A 969-nucleotide genomic window follows, 5' to 3' on the forward strand; every position below is an offset into this window, starting at 1 on the left:
GAACAACTGTTGTCGTGAATACCGCTCTATCATGAGATAGCCTTCCTTTCATGTAAAAACTTTGCTTCCTATTCGATTATTTTTTCAACACATCTTCCTCGATAACACTTTGTTTCTGATAACAAGAAAAATAAGCGAATCCAACAAATCCAGCTCCGCCAATTACATTTCCAATAAAGACAGGTACAAAGTTTTTCGCAAGGTCCATCCACGTAAGGTGTCCCGCAAAAATAACGGCTGAAATTACAAACATATTCGCTACCACTTGCTGAAATCCAATTACGACAAATGCCATAATCGGAATCCAAATTCCAACAATCTTTCCGATCAAATCGTTCGTTCCGTAAGCTAGCCATAGCGCAAGACAAACGAGCCAATTACAACCAATTGCTAAAATTAACGTTCTCCCGAAAGATTCATGTAACTTATCTTGAGCTATCGCTATCGTCTTATCTAAATACGCTCCCTCTGTAAGCCCGCCAAGATGCCCGAAACAATACGCGACGAAAAGCGCACCTACGAAATTAGTTAAAGTAATCCAAGCCCAATTGTTTAACACATGTTTCAATGAGATTTTACGTRCATAAAGTGCCATGGACATCGACATCATATTTCCCGTAATTAATTCTCCTCCTGCTAACACAACGAGCATCAGTCCGATAGGAAAAACTGCTCCTCCTATAAAATTGACTAAACTCCCCCATTGCTCCGGTACATTACCTAGAACACGAATATTAAGTAAAAATCCTAACGAAATGAATGCTCCTCCTAAAAAACCAAGAATAAGCATTGCGGATAGCGGTTGCCTTACCTTTTGAACACCGGATTCAATCACAAGCGCAGCAATTTGTTCCGGTTTATGAAATGCCATAACCAATTCCTCCATTTTTCTCATCTAAAAAAAGCAGCACCAAAAACCCTTAACATCGTAAGGATTTTTGAATGCTGCTTAATCTCTCTGCATATCTC

1 protein-coding gene is annotated in these 969 nt (G+C 39.4%); it reads right to left on the reverse strand.

What is annotated here, in order from left to right:
• Window positions 1-76: 76 nt before the first annotated feature.
• Window positions 77-871, reverse strand: coding sequence for a formate channel (locus tag AC1DTM_RS28655; RefSeq protein WP_477001509.1), 795 nt, complete (start codon window positions 869-871; stop codon window positions 77-79).
• Between the last annotated feature and the right edge of the window lie 98 nt (window positions 872-969).

Source organism: Bacillus sp. P4_D3 (genome assembly GCF_056401855.1).